This is a genomic window from Corynebacterium sp. ES2775-CONJ (genome assembly GCF_024814515.1).
Taxonomy (GTDB): Bacteria; Actinomycetota; Actinomycetes; order Mycobacteriales; family Mycobacteriaceae; genus Corynebacterium.
This window is the reverse complement of record NZ_JANUXT010000006.1, coordinates 61,192-81,061: the sequence shown is the minus strand read 5'-3', so window position 1 is coordinate 81,061 and position 19,870 is coordinate 61,192. Positions and strand designations below refer to the sequence as shown.

Here is a 19,870-nt window from a genome sequence, read left to right as displayed (position 1 = left end):
TGCGGCCTCATCTGCGTAGAATAAATGGAGTACGAAGTGTCATCGCAGAAATGTATGTCTCTTCAAGTAGTGAACAAGAAGGCACAGATTTCCATGACTCCAGCTCCAGCCCTGAGCGCCCGCGGTCTAGCAAAAAGCTTCCGCAGGGGCTCTATTCATGCCGTGCGCGGTATTTCCTTTGATGTCCAAGAAGGCGAGGTCGTTGGCCTCCTCGGCCATAACGGAGCCGGCAAAACAACCCTGATCGATCTCATCGTAGGATTGACCTCCCCTACCGCGGGCAGCATAGAAGTCTATGGACTCAAACCCCGCCAGGCTATTGCTCGCGGACTGGTAGGCGCCATGCTCCAAAACGGCAGTCTATTGCCTATCCTCACCGTTAGTGAAACTTTAAGAATGGTGCAGGCAACCTATAGCCAGCATCTCCCCTTAGAGGAAATTCTCGAGATCTGCGAACTCAACGAGCTGGCATCACGCAAGGTTGCCGCCTGCTCTGGCGGAGAGCAGCAGCGTGTCAAACTCGCCATTGCTCTCCTCGGCGATCCACACCTCCTGCTCCTGGACGAACCCACCACGGCGATGGACCCGAGTGCCCGACAAAAATTATGGGATGCTCTCGAACGCTTCGCCGCGCGCGGCAAAACGGTACTCTTTTCCACTCACTATTTAAAGGAAGCCGAAGACTTCGCCCACCGGCTTATTATCCTTAAACGAGGCCGCGTTATCGCCTCTGGGACTCCACAGGAGATTCTCCAAGCCCAAGGTGAAATCAGTATCGATGTGGACTACCCGGGTGATATTCCCCCGCATATTATTGATCTCAGCTCTGGGTACAGTCGTCATGGGCACACCCACCACTTCTTAACACGCGATTCTGATTATCTCGCCAAGGCGCTGTTGTTATTGGACGGTGCTCAGAATCTTCGCATTAGTGCCATGAGCTTGGACGAGCTCTTTGCCTTAGAGAAGAACTAGAAAGAAGGCCGCCTGTGCTCGATTATTATCTGTTATCCATTAAGCGTCCTTTTAAAGACACCACTAATGTCATCCTCACCTCGGGTCTGCCCGTGGCCTTGTATATTATTTTCGGTGCCGCCCAGGACTATCAGGGGGTAACGCTTAAAGGTGGGAATGTAGAAGCCTATATTCTCATCGGTCTCGCCCTTTATGGAGGGGTAGTGGCGGCAGTCAATACCGCTGGCAGCGCGGTGGTTGACCAAAACAGTGGGTGGGGTCGCATGATGGCTACCACGCCCTTGCGGTTACGGCATTATATCGCTGCCCAAATCTGTACGATTTTCGCTTTTACGATGCTACCCGTGGCGGCCGTTCTTGCGACTGGCTATATGCTGGGCGCACGAATGGATGAGTGGATACTCACTTTTTTCGTCACCGTCGCGGTCGCTGTCCCCTTCGGCTTTTATGGGCTCTTATGGGCCAGCTTCCTCCCCTCCTCCACCTCGATTACTATCGCCACAACCTCGATCGTGCTGCTGGCTTTTCTAGGCAATCTCTTTATGCCCATGCCGGAGGCAATCGTGCGGTGGGGGGAGTGGACCCCGATGTTTGGCAGCGGGGTATTAGCCCGGTATTTCGTGGCAGAAGGCTCTCAATTCACCCAAGATGCTGGGCTGATGACCACCTCTTTGGCCCTTGCCTTCGCCAATTTCGGGATCTGGACCACGATCTTAGTCACTGGTTGTATTTACGCAGCAACGCGGGATAAAAACCGGGCTTAGTAATAGAGCGAAATCACGGCGAAGGTAACGATCATCCCGGTGAAATAATTCATCACGAGAAATACCCGCCACGCCTTATTGACCTCCTCACAGGTCTCGTCGGTGATAAAGAAAAACCGTGCCGTATTGGCCACATATCCCAGACCGCACACCCCAATGAGCCAACCCGGGAAGGGCAGGGCGAAGAGCATCACTGCAGCCACGAGGTAGAATAGACCCGCTAATCTTGTGGTCAATCTAGGCCCTAGTGCGGTTGCGATCGAGTGCAGATTCCCCTCTCGATCCGCCTTCACATCTTGGACTGCCCCTAAAGCATGGCTAGCCATCCCCCAGAAGAAGAAGGAGAGGATAGGTAGCCAATACGTGGGCGGAAAATCCGGGTGCTCAATGGTCAACCCCACCAGTGCGGGAGTAGTAAAGTGCGCCGAGGACGTAATCGAATCTAGCACCGGACGCTCTTTGAAGCGCATCGGAGGTGCAGAATATGCCACCACGGCACCCACAGAGAGAGCCAACCACGCTCCACTGGTGAATGTACCCACAAGGAAGAACCAGATGAGGAAGGGTACCGTACTCACCACGGAGGCGATAAGCAGTGGCTTGTGCATAGACCGCGCCAAGATGGCGCCCTCTACCCCACCCTTGCGTGGGTTGCGTATATCGGATTCGTAATCAAAGACATCATTGATGCCGTACATCGCAATATTGTAGGGAATGAGGAAAAAGAAAACCCCACCGAAAAAGAGCAGGTCAACCTGACCGCCAGCTAAGAGATAGGCTAATCCGAAAGGAAAGGCCGTATTAACCCAGCTAATAGGCCGAGAGGCTTTAAGGATATTTACACAAGTAGTCATGGCTTCCACCAGGCGGCAATAAAGAGGGCGGCTACGATGGGATAGAAGAAATCTTCAACGGGAACAAGTCCGAGGTGTAGTCCAAGGCGCTGATCCTGGCCGTAAGCGACGAGCTTCGCCCAAATCATAAGGTTGTCAAAAATAGCGGTGAGAATGAGCAACAACGCAGTCACGATGCCCAGTTCTTTAATATTGCGGTGCTCAGATCGCCACCACATTACCCCAGCCCCGAGCACAAAGGGCACACTAATCAGGGTATAGATCACTGCCGAACCTCCTGTGCGCGGCTCAATCGCCTCACAGCTGTGGTGAGGTTGATGGTCAGATAGGACAGAAATATCAGAAAGATTGGCTCCTCGAGAGGAAGTTCAGGAGCGAGAAGAATCCCCGTCATATACGGCGATCCCCCGCGAAAGAATGTTCCAGTAATAATTCCTAGCCCGTCCCAGATTAAAAAGATCAGCACGAGCAGGGCAATGATGATCCCGGCGTGACGGGCGTTGAGAAAGAATGCTAATCGATAGCGGTAGTCGCAGGCCACCATAGCGCTTAGTGAACCGAGCAGGATCAGCAGATAGACCAGACCCGTCATGAACCCACCGTATCTAAAGGACCAGGAGAAGTGTCGCCGTTGATGCGCTTAAGTACGTTCTCTGCAGAGATTAGGCACATGGGAACCCCAACACCTGGCAGCGTGGTAGCACCAGCATAGTAGAGGTCTGCGACTTTCGAGGACTTATTTTTGCCCCTAAAGAAAGCGGACTGGCTCAAAGTATGCGCCGGACCGATCGATCCGCCCCGCCAGGCATGGAAGTGCTCGGCAAAATCGCTCGGTCCTAGGCTCTTGCGCACCACAATGCGCTCGGCGAGATCTGGGACCTTGGTCCATGCAGCGATTTGCTCGATGGCGGCGTCGGCAATTGCACTAATCGCGGGGTCTGCCTGCTCGCGGTAAGCATCCCCATAGCCGAAGGTGGTGCGCGCCGGGGCCGGGATGAGAACGAAGAGGTTTTCGTGGTCCTCGGGGGCGACCTCAGGGTCTGTCTTCGACGGCATAGATATATAGATCGAGCGGGATGCTTCGAGGGGACGCTGATCACTGGGGCCAGAGAAAACAGCATCGAAATCGTGGGACCAGTCCCTGCTGAACAGCAGATTATGGTGATCTAATTCGGGCAGCCGGCCGCGCACGCCAAGAAGGAGCAACACGGTGCCAATGCCTGGATTTTTCTTACCAAAGTAGGCATCGCTATAGGTGCGCAGCTCGGTGGGAAGTAGCCGGGTTTCGGTGTGGTGTAAATCGGCGGAAGACACCACGATATCGGCGGGGAGTTCTTCGAGGTCACCGTCTTCGTTGCGAACCCGCAAGCCGGTGGCTTTTTTATTCTCGGTGGTAATAGCAACGACGGAGGTATTAAAGCGGAATATTGCACCGTGGTGCTCGGCGAGGCGGTGGATGGCTTTCGCCACTGCCATGAAGCCACCTTGCGGGTATTTTACTCCCAAGTCCAGATCGGTATAGCTCATGAGGTGATAGAGCGCGGGTGTCGTCTCTGGGCGGGCGGATAAAAAGACTGCTGGGTATTTAAGGACCTGGCGCAGCCTCGTATCGCTGAAGCGTTCATCGACGAAATCCGCTAATGACTTATACAGCAATGTCGCCAGGCGCCCGAGGCGTTGGCGAACCGTGTGGTGGATAAAGGGGTTGATGGAGGAAAATGTTGTATATAAGAAGCGCTCGATGGATAGATCGTAGGCATCTTTGGCGCTATCAAGGTAGAGTTCGAGGGCTTCACCGGCCCCTTCTTCGATACTCTCAAATAATTCGATGGCGGCGGCGCGGTTGGAGGGAATATCAAGGGGCGGGCGCCCTTCTGGGAACAGGCGGTAGCCGGGCTCGAGATCCACAAGATCGAGTTCCTGCCCGGTGCTGGTACCCATGAGCTCGAAGAAATGATCAAAGGCATCGGGCATGAGATACCAGGACGGGCCAGTATCCCACCGGAACCCCTGGTCGGTGATTTCACCGGAGCGACCTCCGATGCCGCTGTTTTTTTCTATCACTTCCACCTGCATACCCGCTTTGGCCAGTAGTGCGGCGGTGGCGAGGCCCGCAAAACCGGAGCCGATGATGAGAACTTTCATATCCTATCCTTTGATGTAGTGGTAAATGCGCGCTGGATTGCGCGCACAAAGATTTTAGTTTTCGTGATCGAGCTCACACTGACTCGCCGGGAATAGATATCCGAGGTTGGTGTCTGATCGAGCAACCTGGTTAACTCCGCAAAGAAATCAGTAGCTGCGATCACCCCCATGCGAGAGGAATAGGGCAAATGGGGAATAACAGTTCGGGCGAGACGGAGGTCATGGCGGATATCGTCGATGAGCTCTTTTTTAGTTGCATCGTTCAGTTCGCGTTCTGCAAGCTGGGGGAAGTATCGGCGACCGAGAGCGTGGGAGTCTTCCGATAGATCGCGGAGGAAGTTGATCTTTTGGAATGCTGCTCCCAAGGCTCTTGCCCCCTCCTCCATGAGCTCTCTTTCTTGGGTTGTGATAGGGATATCGACGATAAAGGCTTGCAAACATAATAGTCCGATGACTTCAGCTGAGCCGTAGACATAAGCGGCGAAATCTAAAGCATCGTATGTTGTTTGATGTAAATCGCGGCGCATCGAGGCGAAAAAGGCCCGGATATATTCTTCCTTAAAGCCGCAGCGTCTAGCGCTTTGACCGTAGGCATGCAGCACCGGATCAGTATGGAAACGCTGCCTGGGAGCTAGTAAAACCCGCTGTTCATAGGCGTCTAATTCCGCACTTACGTCGGCTGTGCTGAGCTGAGCCTCGCCGGCGGTCCCATCGACGATTTCGTCGGCAATGCGCACCATGGCATAAAGGTGGGCGATATCGCGTCGTACGCGGGGTGCCAGAAGTTTCGTTGCCAAAGAAAAACTGGTGGAATACGAACTGATAATCTCCCGACTAGCGGCAGAGGAGGCGTTATCGTAGCGCTCTAAGTAGCTAAGGCTTGGGCGAAGTCGCATTATTTTTCCCTCCCACTGACTAGTTTTTGCATGGTGGAACCCAGCACACCGCGGTGGCTCAAACGCAGTGGTGGAGGTTGGGTACGGAAATTCTTAAACATGGTGTAGAAACCTCGTGTGAAGCGAATAAAGAGCTGCCGCGCTCCGAAAAGCGCTCTGGGATCCATCTCAACGAGGAGATCATCCTGGTACCAGACGGTCTCATGGGGGCGCACCGCGAAGGAGAGATTCAAATCTTCGTGGACGAAAGTATCAGTGAAATCGACCTGATCCCGCACCTCTTCCCACCAGCTGCGCCGAATGGCAAAATTGGTTCCGTAGAACGGGTAGTGCCCTAATGCGGAAGCTGTGGTGGAGAGATAACTACCCACATAGAGCTTGCTTGCGATACGAGACCAGGGGGATGGTAATTGGAATCGTGCATTGCCTGTGATCCCTACCACGCGCAGACCAGGATTTTTATCGGCGCGATCAAAGGTGGTGTGCAGCTTTGCAATATAGTCACGGGGCAGAACTGCATCGGCGTCTGTGCGCACCATAATATCGCCCGTGCTCGCCTCGAAACCGGCCCACACCGCTCGAGTTATTCCGCGGTGTGGTTCGCTGACTACTCGCGCCCCAAATTTTTCTGCCACCTCGGCGGAATGATCTTCCGACCCATTATCAATCACAATGACTTCATCTGCAGGAATAGTCTGGTCGCTCAGGCTTTCCAGCAGCCGCGCTAACAGGGGGGCATCATTGAGGCAGGGGATGATCATGGATATGCGTCGAGAATGCATCAAGTGGGGTTTCTCCAGACTGCCTCTGCTTGACTCGGGCTCGAGTGGCATGGCGACGGTGGTGGCTGCGTCCTTCTATCTTAATCGACACCCCTCAGCTGCGGGGGCTTCCTTTTTAAGAATATTGGCTTATTATCCACGCGATAACAACGACCGCTAGCAACAGATACAGTGCCTGGGTGACTCGCGAACGTGGATAGCTACGCCTCCGTTTAGGGAGGTTTTGATCTTTTTTCCGGAGTTCTTCGGGGTTAGCCATTAGTTCCTTTCATCCCCAGTATTCACGGTTTTCACACGGGCATTCTTCACCCACGCCACTATGCGCAGCCACAGTGACCCTGAAATATCCACCACCCGCAGCCACACCACAGCGATCATAGCGCCGAGGGGGACCACCACAACAAACACCACAACAACCTGCAACCAGAAATTGGTGGTGGTGAGGAATTGGGTGAAGGCATCCATAATTTTATAAGCTACCCGCTAGTCCACGACGGCGCAGCAACGGAGTGATATCTTTTTCTCGGCCGCGCAGCTTGATAAAAGCTTCGTGGTAATCATCGGCTCCACCCCGGGAGAGAACGAGGTCACGGAATTTTTGACCTGCCTGCCGAGCCGCTGCATCGCCAGCGTGTGCTCCCGCAGCGTGACATTCGGTAAACCAATCAAATCCATCGGCGTCGAGAACCTCTGCCCATAAATACGAGTAGTAGCCCGCTGAGTAACCGCCAGCAAAAATATGCGCAAAATAAAGACTCCCATAGCGCGGGGCTAGATGGGCCACCTCAAGCCCCGCCTTCGCAAGAGCTTGGCGCTCGAACTCGGCTATATCTTCAGGGCGCAGTTTGTGTGCTTCGTCCGGAGAGAGGCTGTGCCATGCGAGGTCGATGATTGCGGAGGCGAGGTACTCAGAGGTTGCACAACCTTGACCGAATTGCTGGGCCTTTGTCATGGCCTCTCGCATCTGGGTGGGAAGTGGCTCTCCTGTGTCAATATGGAAGGCGTAGTGGGAGAGGATAGCGTCATCAAAGGCCCAATTCTCGTTGATCTGGGAGGGGAATTCCACATAATCTCGAGGCACCCGGGTACCCGAAAAGGTGGGATATTTCACCTGGGAAAACAGTCCATGCAGACCGTGGCCGAATTCGTGGAAGAGTGTGGTGACTTCATCGAGACTCAGCAGCGGATCGGAGCCATCGACGGGCTTATTAATATTGAGCACGTTGACCACGACCGGTTTATCCCCCAGTAGCTCGGACTGATCCACAAATGAGCTCATCCAGGCTCCTCCACGCTTGGATGGGCGGGCGAAATAGTCCGTGAGCACTAGCCCGATCCCTTCCCCATTTTCTTCCAGGATCTCATAAATCTTCACATCCGGGTGGTAGGCCACCAAATCGGGGCGTGGCTGTACAGTGATGCCATAGAGCCTAGAAGCTGCATAGAAGAGGCCATCGTTAACAACCCGACTGAGCGGGAAGTATTTCTTCAGTTCGGTTTCATCGAGGTGATAGTCGCGGTGGCGTATATAAGTTTCCCAGTAAGGCCAGTCTGCTGCCCCGATAGTCGCACCGTGGTCTGATTCGCTGTCCAGATCAGCGGCCTCATGGAGTAATTTGAATTCATTGCGAGCATTTGTGGCGGCAGCGGGTGCCAAATCTGATAGCAGTTGCGAGGCTGCATGACTATCAGGGGCGGTTTCCTCTGCGATCACGTACTCGGCGTGATTGTCATAGCCCAATAAAGCAGCTCTCTCAGCGCGCAGCTGCACCGTTTTGATAACGGTCTCAGCATTGCTCGCACCCCGGTTCTTGGATGCTTCATAGAGAGTGGCCCGAACCGTGGGGCTTTCTAGATGACTTAAAGCCGATTGTGCGGTTGGAAGCTCGAGTGGCAAGACATAGCCTTCGCGCCCTAGATCCTGAGCATAATGGCGGGCTGACTGAATAGTAGCCTCATCGAGCCCACGGAGGTCTTCCCGGTCAAAAGTAGGCGCATCCTGAGTAGTGGATTTCCGAAGCTCGGAATTAAAGCGCTCGGATAGCGAAGAGAGCTGCGCGTTGATCTCCTTTAACCGCTGCTGCTTATCCGCGCTGAGATTGATCCCCCTCCTTGTAAATTGCCGCATCAGGTGGTCAAAAAGTCTTTGAGATTCAGGGGCAACGGGAACTTGCACATCCTTAAGCCGCTGATAGAGCTGAGCATTGAGGAAAATAGCATCAGTATGGGCTGCTAACTGCGGGGCGACGGTGGCCGCAATATCTTCTAACTCGGTAGTCGAATCGGTGCCAAGAAGATTGAAGAAGACCGCGGCTACGCGCTCGAGATTGCGACCGGATTTTTCCCAAGCTTCTACAGTATTGTCCCATGTTGCTGGATCTTCGTTGGTGGCAATCGCGGTGATCTCAGCGTCGTGCTCGGCTATGGCCGCTGCGAATGCTGGCTGGAAATGCTCAGTTTTGATGTCCGCGAAGGGCGGAAGTTGGTAGGGCAACGTGGAGGGGACTAAAAGGGGGTTATATTCGCTCATGGCTACCTATGCTAGCTGCTAAAATCTAAGGCTATGCAACCAGATGTGCAACCGACGGTCGAAGCGATCGACAATCCCTTGGCACCGTCTACTGCGGTGCGGTATTTCCTGGCCAGTTATGCCAGCTACCGCCCCTTTGAGCCCTCCTATCGCACCGCCTTTGCCGGCGAGGCCCTGAGCACCCTCACCCTAGCGCAGCCGCATCGCGGTGCCGATCAGATATCTTTACTCCCCCTTCTCATCACGGCACCACAGTCGGCTGAGCCACTGCACGATTGCCCGGTGATGGTTTTTATTCACGGTGGTAGTTATGAGTCGGGGCATTTCCGCGAACCAGTATTTGAGGCTGCGGCCTTGGCTGAGCAAGGCTTTATTGTAGTGAGCGTGGAATACCGTTTGGCTATCGAAGGCTTCGTTCGCTTTTCAGGGGAGAAGGATTATCGCGGAATCGAAGATTGCCGTGAAGCAATTGGGTGGGTGGCTGATAATATTGAGCGCTTCGGCGGTGATCCCACCAATATAACGGTGGTGGGGCATTCTGCGGGGGCAGGCATAGCTCTCTGGTTGGGGCGCAAGGATCATTACGACGGCACTTTTCGACGCATCCTGGCTGTTAGTCCCGCTTTTCCGCGCCGTCCTTTCAGAAAAAATCTCTTGCGGGCATGTTTGCGCGTACCGTTGACTCAGGACGACCTGAGGCGTCTTGGACCTAGCCGGCTGGACAAGGGCGCGCAGCGATTTAGTGGACTGGTAGCAAGCGATCTCGCTTTCGGCCCTTATCCTTTCGAGCCTGCGGAGATGGCGGATCTGCCCATTATTATTAGCTGCACCGATGGTGAGATGTTTGACCTCAAAGAGAAGCCCTTTATTCCGGGTTTTATCCTGCGTAGGATTTTCGGGATGCCACAAAGCTATGAGCCTGATGGTCCCCTGCTCGGTTCACTTGTCGGAGATACTATGATCCGGCAATGGGCCCTCGGTATCGGTCAGGTGAGACCAAAAGATACGTGGCTTATTGATTACCAGGGAGACCCTCCGATCATTCATGGGGCGGATCTACGCTGGGTATTCGGAAGCGCCCCCAATCCCCCGATCTTTAATATTGTCAAGGACTACCTTCGCGGTGTGCTTCCCTCCTGGCCTGATTATTCCGCCAATAGACAGGTTCTTATTGCACCGATCGGACGCGAGCCCTATCCCGAGAGTGACCCGTATGGGCAGTTGCGGGTGACTCTCGGCCTATGATTAGTATTGCGGGGCCGGCATTTCAACGCCTCAGCGGTACCCAAACCAATGCCAGTTATATTCTCGGCGATCAGGTGTGGAAGGTGCTGGCGCATCCGGAACCTGGAATTCATCCTGATGTTGAAATCACAGCTGCGCTTCACCGACACGTTGCAGAATTTATTGGTGAGATTCGCGACGGTGATGCCACCGCGGTCATCATCACCTCTGTCCTGCCCGATGCCCAAGATTGCTGGGCGGCACGAGAGCAACTAGATCCTCATAATGCCTCTGCAATGGGCGCGATCCTTAAAGAAGTGCACGAAGATCTAGCCCATGCCTTTCCTACGGGCCAGCGGCGAGATCTGCGGGAGACATTTCTTGAACGCCTACACCTTTTTGCCTCGCGTACCAAGATTATTGCGGAATTTCTCCCCGCGGCGGAGCGGACATACTCGATCTTTGATCGCCCTATCCCTGTGCAACGCATTCATGGGGATCTTCACCTTGGCCAAATTCTTCGATCACACGGGGCGTTTTACCTCATAGATTTCGAAGGTGAGCCTACTGTTCCGCTATCCCAGCGCCGACTCCCGGATTCTCCTATGCGAGATCTCGCGGGCATGATCCGGAGCTTCGATTATGCTGGTCTCGATTACGGGGAGGATTTCCTCACTGGCTACGGTGACTATGACGCACAGCTTCTTGAGGCCTATATGGTGGATAAGGTGCTCTACGAGATCGACTACGAAGCACATCACCGTCCCGATTGGGTGCAGATTCCCCTAAATGCGGCGCGGACGCTACTTTCCTAAAAGCCGGCGAGGAGTCGCTCGCGCAACTGCTGGTGACCGAGTTGCTCAACCATCCACGGACTAAAAGCAAAAGGGGTTGAGTCAACGGCACGGATGAGATCGGTGGCATTCACCCACCGGTAGGAATCCACCTCGGTTGGATCGGGAGCTATGTCGGCACTAATGCGGGCGATAAAAACGGGGCAGATTTCGTATTCCACGATCCCGCTGGAATCAACGGCACGATAGCGGAAATCCGGCAGCACAACCTCAACCTTATCGAGGCTCTCTATTCCCAGCTCGTGGGGAACCCAGCGGTGCACGGCGTCGAGGGCGGTTTCGTGTGGGCCTAAATGCCCGCACGCGGAATTGGTCCACACTCCAGGCCACGTGGCCTTTGAGAGGGCTCGCCTGGTCATGAGAAATTGGCCGTGGGGATTGAAAACATAGCAGGAAAAAGCCAAGTGCAATGGTGTGGTGCTGCTATGCACGGTTGCTTTAGGGGCAGTGGAATATGGGGTTCCCTCATCGTCGACAAGCACAACGGTATCTGTCATATCACTGCCTCTTCTTGGTTGGGTACTTATACGCTATTGAGGTTGCCCTCAAAGACGAGGTTACCTACTTTCAACCGCGCTTGGGAGAGCTGATAATAATCGATGGCAAAGGCATACTGCAGATTCGTCGAAGCCCCAGCACCTAAAGGAAGGTCTAGGTCGATGGTGCCTTCAGGAACGAGTTCAGCACCATCTAAGCTCACCTGTAGTTCTTGAGGAGGAAGCGCTATATCGCCAGTATTGGTGACAAGCAGGTAAATAACTGAACCTGTTGCTTGCTGGTTATATCCAGTTGCTTGCAGTTCCACCTTGATATTAAGCCCTGGGTCCTCGGCGGGTTTTGTTAAGTCTGTGACAATCTTCTCGGGAATATCGACGGCACTAAATTGGGGTGCGGCTGACGTTTCCTGGGCTTGGGCCACCTGCGTCTTAATGGGCTCTTGCTGTTCCGACGCCGCGCAGGCACCAAGGCTTAATGCCAGTGCCGCAGCGATAAGCATATTCGCAGACTTTAGTATCTTCATCGTCCTCGACCCATATTGTTGGTGAACTATATTCAGGAAAATAGTAGCAATAAATGAGCCGATTAGTCACGGCTCGATCTCAGATGAGAAAAGTGCCCGCGTTGCTGTATAGTTTGTACAACTTGTTCTACACCCTTTATTGGTTGTCTGCAGCCACCATCACCGCAGGATGAACCAGCTACCTTAAGTATCCAGTTTTGGTAGGGGCACGGTCTTGATGAGCGGCTACGAGGCCGCTCTGTGCGATACCAAGAAATAAGCGATGAGTTGAGCATCTATCACCGCTGCTTTACTCGATCACAGTCTTTAACGATTAATTTAAGGAAAGCTCCCGCTACCTATGTCTTCTCAACCCACCGTGATTAAGAAATCCGGCAGTGCCTCGATACTGAGCCCACGGATCTTAGCCCCCATCGCGCTTATGCTCTTTTCGATGTTCTTCGGCGCTGGAAACCTCATTTTCCCGCCCGTTCTGGGGGCTGGCGCAGGCGCTAATTTCACACCCGCGATTATTGGTTTTCTTCTCGGTTCTGTGGCCTTGCCCATTATTACCGTCATCACCATGGGGTTATCGGGGCATGATATTCGCTCGTTGCCAGCGCGTGCCGGCAAGATCTTCGCCGTTACCTTCTCTGTTGCCGTGTACTTAGCAATTGGCGCTTTATTCGGTATTCCGCGTACCGCTGCCGTGGCTTATTCCGTGGCTATTAGCCCCATCACGGGATGGACTTCAACGAGTGCTTCCTTGTTTTTTAGCGTGCTCTTCTTTGTTATTTGTTATGCATTAGCCTTTAGGCCTGGCAATTTGGTGAATCGCTTGGGTGCCATTTTGACTCCCGCTCTCTTGCTCCTCCTCACCGTGTTAATTGTGATGAGCTTTTTTAAACTCAAGAACCCCTCCCCTAGCCCACTGCCGGATTACGAAACCTCCCCGCTGGCTACCGGTTTATTTGCTGGCTATATGACTATGGATTCCGTGGCCGCCCTCGCATTCGGCATCTTGGTTATTTCCGCTGTCAAGCGCTCGACGGCGGGCACCTCAATTCCCGTTCATAAATCCACCACGGTAGCCGCCTTAGTTGCGGGGCTGCTCTTGGCAATTATTTATTTCGGACTGGCCTATATCGGCCTCCACTTAGAAGACAGCCAAAGCTATCCCGAAGGTGCTGCCCTATTATCTGCTGCCGCGCTGCGAGTCCTTAACTTCCAAGGCCAGGTTGTTTTCGGAGGCATTGTGGTTTTGGCGTGTATGACCACTGCTACTGGGTTGTTGGCTGCAACCAGTGAATTCTTTCAGTCTCTGGTTCCAGCGGTGCGTTATCACTACTGGTTGACGGGATTTGCCGTTATTTCCTGCGTGATTGCCACCACAGGATTGGAAACGGTATTAGCTCTTGCTGTCCCGATTATCATTTTCCTGTACCCCATTGCTATTACGGTGGTGGCCCTGACCTTCTTCGGTCATTTCCTACCTTTACCGCTCTTTTATAGTTTCCGCTTTGCCGTGTGGACGGTGGCGGCATGGAGTTTTACCACAACCGTCATGCCTGATTTATTAAGCTCCGCTCCACTTCAGGAAGCCAATTTTGGGTGGTTGATTCCCGCTCTGGTGGCTCTAACCATTGGATTATTTCTAGATCTTTTCAATCCTGAGCGATCTCGTGCCGCCATTAAGAAGGCATACGAGAATATCCAAACCCAGTAATATTAAATAATCACTAATACTTATTCAGCGAAAGTATGAGTGCTCACAATTTTCGAAAAAGAATTGTGAAAACTAAATAAGAACCGGACATGACCTCTACCGCGTAGGCCAGTCCGGTTTCTTGCTGTCTACCCCTATGGCAATCATCTCAATTACGGCGCAGAACTGCCAGTTCCGAGGCTGAAACCACGCCTGTCATTGGGGGCGTCACACCCCCGGCGAGGAGGGTCGATTCTTGATGTGAATCCCCTCCCTCAAATACCGTCTCTTTAATCTTGACTTTAGTGTCCATACGGGGGGATTTAAGTGTGTGTGAAAATTTTTTTTACACGCGCAAACCACTACTCTTGAACCATGTCCAATAACACTCGCATCGCGCTTGCTAGCATCGCGGGAGCCGGAATTTTTCTATCTGGTTGCTCTGCGGGCAGTACCGCCAGCCAAAGCGTGCACGAACAGCTCTCAGACTCCAACGCCGTAACCGTTGGAGTCTCCGCCGCCCCTGCGAGTCTTGACTTCACGACCACCGGCGGCGCGGCGATTCCTCAAGCCCTCATGGGCAATATCTACGAAGGTCTCGTTCGCATTAATCAGGAGGGGGACATTGAGCCCCTCTTAGCCCAATCCTGGGATAAGTCCCCCGATGGTACCGAATATATCTTTTATCTCCGCGAGGGTGTCACCTTCTCTAATGGTGATAGCTTTAATGCCGAAACCGCCCGCTTTTCAATCGAACGGGTCCTTGGTGATGCTTGGTCGAATGGATTGAAAAAGCAAATGGATGTCGTGGACTCAGTAGAGGTCATCGACCCCCTCACGCTCAGAGTCACTCTCAAACGTCCCTCGAATACCTGGCTATGGGCCATGGGTACCCTCGTCGGCGCTATGATGAGCCCGAATGGGGTAGGCAACCTCGCGGAAGAACCCGTCGGTACCGGCCCCTACACCCTCGACCGGTGGTCCGTGGGAACGTCCTTGAGCTTGGATGCGCGTGAAGATTATTGGGGGGATCCCCCAAAGAATTCCCGAGCGGTCTTTCGCTATTTCACCGATGCAATCGCTCTTACCAACGCGGTGCGCAGTAATAATATCGATGCCGCCATCGGCATCCAATCCCCAGAGCTGCTCGATAGTTTAAGGGCTGATAAGAATCTATCCGTTGAGGTTGGTACCACCAACGGCGAAGCTCTACTCAGCATGAATAATGCCCGGGCACCTTTTAACGATATCCGGGTACGCCAAGCGGTGATGTATGGGATCGACCGCCAAGCCGTTATCGATACCACCTGGGAGGGCTATGGCACCGATACTGGTGGCACTCCTGTCGCTCCCACCGATCCGTGGTACACCGGCACCTCCAGCTATCACTATGACCTGGAAAAAGCCCAGGCGCTCATGAAAGAGGCCAACGCTCAAGGCACTCCGATTACGATCTCGGTCCCCTCTTTGCCCTACGCCCAAGCTGCGAGCGAATTACTCTACTCTCAACTGACCGATATTGGCTTTAAGGTCACCATCGAATCCACCGAGTTTCCAGCGGTGTGGTTAGCGAAAGTTTATAAGGCTAAAGATTATGATATGTCGCTCATTGCGCATGTTGAACCGCGCGATATCCCCAATATCTTCGGCAATCCCGACTATTACTTAGGCTATAACGACAAGAAGGTTCAAAATCTCCTCGAGGCCGCAGACCAAGCGCCCGCGACTGAGTACCCATCGATGATGAAAGACGTCGTCGCCGAAATCATGGCGCAGGCCCCAGCAGATACTCTTTATAATTTGCCGCTCGTGGTGGTGACTCGCCAAGGAGTGTGCGGTATCCCAATTAATTCGGTGGCAGATGGACTCCTGCTTGCCGATATTTCCACCCAAGGAGACCAAGCATGCGAATAGTTAACGCTCTGATCCGCTATGCGCTCACACTATTTATCGCCAGTGTGGTTATCTTCATCGCCTTGCGTATTATCCCTGGTAATCCGGCTGAGATCGCCCTGGGTGTCACCGCCACGGCGGAATCGGTAGCTGATCTAGAGGCGAAGATGGGTATTGATCAACCCATGTGGATCCAATATGCCCAATGGATTGGGGGGCTTTTACGAGGAGATCTGGGGATCTCGCTCACCTCGGGCACCGATATTTCTACCCAGATATTTGATCGCCTTCAGGTCAGCATGATCTTAGTTATCTGCGCGATGGTTGTGTCCCTGTGTATCGCGATCCCACTAGGTATGTGGGCTAGCTACCGCGCCCACAATCTCGACGGAGTGATCATTACCGCTCTAAGCCAAGTGGGTATTGCGGTCCCCTCTTTTCTCGCTGCGATCCTCTTAGTGGCCACCTTCGCCATCCGGCTTGATTGGGTCCCAGCCAATGGCTGGGAGGTGCCTAATCAGGATTTTGGGGGATTCCTTTCGCATCTCATCCTTCCCGTTATTTCCCTGGGCCTTGTTCAAGGCGCCATTATGACCCGCTATATTCGAGGCGCCATTTTGGAGGTTATGAACGAGAATTTCATGCGCACCGCGAGAGCTAAGGGCTTAAGCCCCGCGCAGGCATTGCGAGCTCACGGCCTACGCAATGCAGCCTTGCCCGTGATAACGGTCTTGGGTTTGCAACTTACCTCGCTTCTTATCGGCGCGGTGGTCATCGAGAAGGTTTTCGTGATCCCAGGTTTGGGTTCCTTACTCCTCACCGCTGTGACTAACCGCGATCTTCCTACGGTTCAAACAATTGTGATGATCTTGGTGATCTTCGCGGTTGTGGTTAATGCCCTTGTTGATGTCACCTATGCCCTGGTTGACCCCCGCACCCGAAGGAGTGTCTAAATGTTGCGGAAACTTCCCCCCACCGCCATGATCGGTGGAGCCATTATCGGTTGCGTGGTCATTCTTGCTCTCATCTCACTGGTGTGGACTCCCTACGATCCCTTACAAGCTCATCCCAATGCACGGCTACAATCAAGCTCTTTTGCCCACATCATGGGCACCGATCGCTTCGGGCGGGATGTCTTTTCCCAGATCATGGTAGGCGCACGTATCACTTTGCTGGTGGGTGTCGTTGCGGTAGCAGTGGCCTTATTATGTGGTGTGCCCTTGGGGATCTGGGCTGCGATGCGCCGAGGCCTGGCGGAAACCATCATCATGCGCGCCTCAGATCTCCTACTGGCCTTCCCCGGCCTGCTGCTCACAATCATTGCCACCGCAATCTTTGGCGCCACCACAATCACTGCTATGGTCGCCATTGGTATCGCCTCAATCCCTGCCTTCGCTCGCGTATCCCGGGCGGCGGCGCTATCGGTAATGGGGCGCGAATATGTGGCAGCAGCGCGAACTGCACAGAAGTCCAACATATATATTGCCTACCGCCATGTGCTGCCCAATATCTTGGGTGTGATTATCGTTCAAGCCTCCGTCTCCTTTGCGCTAGCCATCTTGGCGGAGGCAGGACTGAGCTTCCTCGGTTTAGGCACTCCTCCCCCTGATCCTAGTTGGGGAAGAATGTTGCAGACTGCACAGTCCTCGCTGGCAACCGCTCCTAGTCTTGCCCTGTGGCCGGGGCTATCCATCGCGTTGACGGTGCTCGGGTTCAACCTCTTAGGCGACGGCCTCCGCGATGTTATAGATCCCCGTTTTAATAGAAAGGCGGCTCTGTAATGCTGAAAGTCGAAGAATTGAGAACCCATGGCGTCATCGACGCCATCAGCTTCGAAATTGGCAGGGGCGAACGCGTTGGTTTGATCGGTGAATCAGGCTCCGGTAAAACACTCACTGCTTTAAGCATTATGCGTCTGATCGATTCAACTGGCGCCATCAGCCTGGATGGAACCCGGCTCGATCAGCTCTCGGAGCAGGCTTTGTGCGGGTTACGGGGGAAGAAAGTCGCCATGATTTTCCAGGAACCCATGACGGCGCTTAATCCTCTGATGACTATTCGGGCGCAAGTCTCCGAAGCGGTGCGGATCCACAAAAAGGTTTCGCGCACCAACGCCGACCGCAAGGCAGCGGCGCTCTTAGCCAAAGTAGAACTAGATAGTGAATTACTAGGACGTTATCCGCACGAGCTCTCCGGCGGTCAGCGTCAGCGTGTTCTTATTGCCATGGCGCTTGCGCACGATCCAGAGCTACTGATCTGCGATGAGCCGACCACAGCATTGGACGTCACCAGCCAGCGGGCGATTATTGAGCTCATTATGAAGCTGGTGCGTGAACGTGGCACCTCACTGCTCTTTATCACCCACGACCTCGGGTTGGTGGCCTCGACCTGCGAGCGCATCCTCGTCATGCACAAGGGGACAATTGTGGAGACAGGCACCACCGATCAGGTGCTACGCCAGCCACAGCATCCCTATACTCAGATGCTGGTCTCAGCGTCTATCCTCCCGCAGGCTCGCAAACCTCAAGTATCCGATGAGATCGTGGCTGATATGCGCGGTGTGTCAAAGCGCTTTGGACGCCATAGCCTTGCGGTCGACGATATTGATTTCACGGTTTACCGTGGGCAGCGTTTAGGTATTGTTGGTGGTTCTGGTTCTGGGAAGACAACCACACTCAAACTGTTGGCTGGATTAGAAAAGCCAACGTCCGGGGCTCTGTCCACCACGGGTTGCATACAGATGGTCTTTCAGGATCCCATGGGCTCCCTTAATCCGCGAATGAAGATACGCGATATCATTTCCGAGACTCTTCCTCGTCGAGATGATGCCCGAATACGAGAAGTTCTTCACGAGGTGGGTCTTGATCCCGAGATGATGGATCGCTATCCGCACGAATTCTCGGGCGGCCAGCGGCAACGTTTGTCATTAGCCCGCGCCCTGGCTCCTCGTCCTGATATCCTGCTTGCCGACGAACCCGTCTCCGCGCTCGATGTTAGCGTTCGCAAGAAAGTCCTCGAGCTGCTCGATTCTTTGGTTGATCAATTAGGACTCACCCTGATTTTTGTATCCCATGATATCCACGTGGTGCGAAGCGTGTGCACCGATGTCCTGGTGATGAATAAAGGCCATATTGTGGAGTCGGGTCCCGTGTCAGACGTACTGAGTACTCCCCAGAGCGCCTATACGCAGGCGCTCATTGACGCGGTCCCCGACCTCATCCGCCACGCTTAAATCACTAAAGGCCACGATTTTCCATCGTGGCCTTTATCTTATGCTTTCATTTTATAGGTGGGTTATATCTCGACGGCGGCATAATGCCACAAAGAAGGCGCCGGAAATATTGTGCCATACTGCCGCCACCGCGCCGGGTAGGGCAGCTTCGGGGCTGAAGAATTGCGCGGACATACCAGAGCTGAGACCGGCAGATTGGGTGGCAACCTCGGTAGCGACAGTGCGGCGCTGTGCTCTCGATAGTCCCGTGATTCGGCCGGTGAGGTATCCCAGTAGATAACCCAAAGCGTTATGAATGAGAACGCTGAGGAAAACAATCAAACCAACCGTAGCTAAATTATCAGCGTTTTTTCCCACCACCCCGAAGACCACCGTCCCGATGAGGAAGATAGAGATCCACGGTAAAAATCCCACGATACGCGCCACTAAATGGGGAGCAATTCGATTAATAACCAAACCCAATACCACTGGAATAAGCACCGTTTGCACCAAGGCCCACGCCATCCCGGTGGCATTGACCCCAGTATGAGCATTGGCAAGCAAGAGCATAATCAGCGGGGTCATGATCGGCGAAATAAGAGTGGACACCGAGGTCATTGCCACTGATAGCGCGACATCGCCGCGAGCAAGGAAGGCAATGACATTGGAAGAGGTTCCGCCAGGTACGGATCCAAGCATGAGCAGCCCGACGGCCAGGGCGGGGTCAAGGTTAAGGGCGCGTCCAACCGCTAAAGCCAAAAGAGGCATTATGACAAATTGCGCGATAACCCCGATGATAATCGGTAGTGGTCTGAGCATGACCTGTTTGAAATCAGGAATGCTCAGGGTGAGACCCATGGCGAACATAATCACCATGAGAAAATAGCTTATATATCCGGTAATCGGGACGAAAGGGGCTGGAAAAATGAGAGCCACAATGGAGCCGAGAACAATAAATGCCGGAAATATCAGAACAATCGCCTGTGCGCGGCGGGCTTCGGGTGCAGCCAAAACCATAATCCTTCTCTAATTAACTG

Annotated in this window: 20 protein-coding genes; 9 read left to right on the top strand and 11 right to left on the bottom strand. The window is 53.7% G+C overall.

The features are described 5' to 3' along the window. The first annotated feature begins 93 nt into the window (after positions 1–93). A complete protein-coding gene (locus NXT01_RS08220; RefSeq protein WP_259079886.1) occupies positions 94–975 on the top strand; it encodes an ABC transporter ATP-binding protein in 882 nt (293 codons plus the stop codon). Between the two features lie 14 nt (positions 976–989). Then, positions 990–1,739, top strand: a complete 750-nt coding sequence (locus tag NXT01_RS08215) for an ABC transporter permease (protein WP_259079885.1) — start codon at positions 990–992, stop codon at positions 1,737–1,739. Here the strand turns inward: NXT01_RS08215 and NXT01_RS08210 are convergent. The 8 genes from NXT01_RS08210 to NXT01_RS08175 all read right to left on the bottom strand — a co-directional run bounded on the left by NXT01_RS08210 (position 1,736) and on the right by NXT01_RS08175 (position 8,946). Next, positions 1,736–2,593 (bottom strand): prenyltransferase, encoded by an 858-nt coding sequence (locus NXT01_RS08210; protein WP_259079883.1) that lies wholly within the window; start codon positions 2,591–2,593, stop codon positions 1,736–1,738. The genes NXT01_RS08215 and NXT01_RS08210 overlap by 4 nt on opposite strands. Continuing rightward, complete coding sequence (locus NXT01_RS08205; protein WP_259079876.1) at positions 2,590–2,859, bottom strand: lycopene cyclase domain-containing protein; 270 nt, start codon at positions 2,857–2,859, stop codon at positions 2,590–2,592. Before NXT01_RS08205 ends, NXT01_RS08210 begins: the two co-directional genes overlap by 4 nt. Further along, positions 2,856–3,185, bottom strand: a complete 330-nt coding sequence (locus NXT01_RS08200) for a lycopene cyclase domain-containing protein (RefSeq protein WP_259079874.1) — start codon at positions 3,183–3,185, stop codon at positions 2,856–2,858. Before NXT01_RS08200 ends, NXT01_RS08205 begins: the two co-directional genes overlap by 4 nt. Further along, entirely contained in the window at positions 3,182–4,738 is a 1,557-nt protein-coding gene (crtI, locus tag NXT01_RS08195) for a phytoene desaturase family protein (protein WP_259079872.1), read from the bottom strand. Before crtI ends, NXT01_RS08200 begins: the two co-directional genes overlap by 4 nt. Beyond that, positions 4,735–5,634, bottom strand: a complete 900-nt coding sequence (locus tag NXT01_RS08190) for a phytoene/squalene synthase family protein (protein WP_259079865.1) — start codon at positions 5,632–5,634, stop codon at positions 4,735–4,737. Before NXT01_RS08190 ends, crtI begins: the two co-directional genes overlap by 4 nt. Further along, complete coding sequence (locus NXT01_RS08185; RefSeq protein WP_259079863.1) at positions 5,634–6,416, bottom strand: glycosyltransferase family 2 protein; 783 nt, start codon at positions 6,414–6,416, stop codon at positions 5,634–5,636. The genes NXT01_RS08190 and NXT01_RS08185 overlap by 1 nt, the downstream gene beginning before the upstream one ends. A gap of 258 nt (positions 6,417–6,674) precedes the next feature. Next, positions 6,675–6,881 (bottom strand): hypothetical protein, encoded by a 207-nt coding sequence (locus tag NXT01_RS08180; RefSeq protein WP_259079861.1) that lies wholly within the window; start codon positions 6,879–6,881, stop codon positions 6,675–6,677. Positions 6,882–6,885: 4 nt separating this feature from the next. Then, positions 6,886–8,946: a M3 family metallopeptidase gene (locus NXT01_RS08175; protein ID WP_259079859.1), complete on the bottom strand. Its 2,061-nt coding sequence runs from the start codon at positions 8,944–8,946 to the stop codon at positions 6,886–6,888. A gap of 33 nt (positions 8,947–8,979) precedes the next feature. Here NXT01_RS08175 and NXT01_RS08170 point away from each other — a divergent pair, with 33 nt between their 5' ends. Together NXT01_RS08170 and NXT01_RS08165 are read left to right on the top strand one after the other, a co-directional pair. Continuing rightward, a complete protein-coding gene (locus NXT01_RS08170) occupies positions 8,980–10,191 on the top strand; it encodes an alpha/beta fold hydrolase (RefSeq protein WP_259079857.1) in 1,212 nt (403 codons plus the stop codon). Further along, complete coding sequence (locus NXT01_RS08165; protein WP_259079855.1) at positions 10,188–10,985, top strand: phosphotransferase; 798 nt, start codon at positions 10,188–10,190, stop codon at positions 10,983–10,985. The genes NXT01_RS08170 and NXT01_RS08165 overlap by 4 nt, the downstream gene beginning before the upstream one ends. Here the strand turns inward: NXT01_RS08165 and idi are convergent. Together idi and NXT01_RS08155 are read right to left on the bottom strand one after the other, a co-directional pair. Further along, a complete protein-coding gene (gene idi, locus NXT01_RS08160; protein ID WP_259079853.1) occupies positions 10,982–11,521 on the bottom strand; it encodes an isopentenyl-diphosphate Delta-isomerase in 540 nt (179 codons plus the stop codon). The genes NXT01_RS08165 and idi overlap by 4 nt on opposite strands. Positions 11,522–11,547: 26 nt before the next feature. Beyond that, positions 11,548–12,021 (bottom strand): hypothetical protein, encoded by a 474-nt coding sequence (locus NXT01_RS08155; protein ID WP_259079851.1) that lies wholly within the window; start codon positions 12,019–12,021, stop codon positions 11,548–11,550. Positions 12,022–12,385: 364 nt separating this feature from the next. On the opposite strand from NXT01_RS08155, the gene brnQ reads away from it, so the two are divergent. The 5 genes from brnQ to NXT01_RS08130 all read left to right on the top strand — a co-directional run bounded on the left by brnQ (position 12,386) and on the right by NXT01_RS08130 (position 18,854). Continuing rightward, positions 12,386–13,750, top strand: a complete 1,365-nt coding sequence (gene brnQ, locus NXT01_RS08150; protein ID WP_259079849.1) for a branched-chain amino acid transport system II carrier protein — start codon at positions 12,386–12,388, stop codon at positions 13,748–13,750. 354 nt (positions 13,751–14,104) lie between these two features. Next, positions 14,105–15,643 carry an ABC transporter substrate-binding protein gene (locus NXT01_RS08145; protein WP_259079847.1) on the top strand — a complete coding sequence of 513 codons (1,539 nt, stop codon included), beginning with the start codon at positions 14,105–14,107 and terminating at the stop codon, positions 15,641–15,643. Beyond that, positions 15,634–16,575 (top strand): ABC transporter permease, encoded by a 942-nt coding sequence (locus NXT01_RS08140; protein ID WP_259079846.1) that lies wholly within the window; start codon positions 15,634–15,636, stop codon positions 16,573–16,575. The genes NXT01_RS08145 and NXT01_RS08140 overlap by 10 nt, the downstream gene beginning before the upstream one ends. Then, positions 16,576–17,403: an ABC transporter permease gene (locus NXT01_RS08135; protein ID WP_259079844.1), complete on the top strand. Its 828-nt coding sequence runs from the start codon at positions 16,576–16,578 to the stop codon at positions 17,401–17,403. Continuing rightward, positions 17,403–18,854 (top strand): ABC transporter ATP-binding protein, encoded by a 1,452-nt coding sequence (locus tag NXT01_RS08130; protein ID WP_259079842.1) that lies wholly within the window; start codon positions 17,403–17,405, stop codon positions 18,852–18,854. The genes NXT01_RS08135 and NXT01_RS08130 overlap by 1 nt, the downstream gene beginning before the upstream one ends. A 51-nt stretch (positions 18,855–18,905) precedes the next feature. Here NXT01_RS08130 and NXT01_RS08125 read toward each other — a convergent pair whose 3' ends face one another. Next, positions 18,906–19,844, bottom strand: coding sequence for a bile acid:sodium symporter family protein (locus tag NXT01_RS08125; protein ID WP_310472117.1), 939 nt, complete (start codon positions 19,842–19,844; stop codon positions 18,906–18,908). Positions 19,845–19,870: the final 26 nt, after the last annotated feature.